General features: G+C 30.2%; 1 protein-coding gene. It reads left to right on the top strand.

What is annotated here, in order from left to right:
* Positions 1–232: hypothetical protein (locus ACRHOC_RS15255; protein ID WP_431159452.1), on the top strand; the 232-nt coding region annotated here is incomplete at both ends.

The raw sequence follows: 232 nt of genomic DNA, 5'->3' as shown, positions 1-232 counted from the left end.
TAATTCTATTAATGAAGAATTAGAAGACGCGGAAAAACTCATGATGAATTACATCAGTGATGATCCTGAAATAAGACACTATACAGACGAAGTTTTTTATGTAAAAAATGAGATGACAGCTTTGAACGTAGCAAAGAAATTCAATGAAGTAAATGACTATTATAAAAGAAAATCGATCTATGTTGGTAGCACACCAATATCAAGAAGAGAAATTCCTAATTCCGATTTTGAT

The organism is Winogradskyella poriferorum, from assembly GCF_050618035.1.
GTDB lineage: Bacteria > Bacteroidota > Bacteroidia > Flavobacteriales > Flavobacteriaceae > Winogradskyella > Winogradskyella poriferorum_A.
The sequence above is the reverse complement of the archived record's forward strand: the minus strand, read 5'-3'. Positions and strand labels throughout refer to the sequence as shown.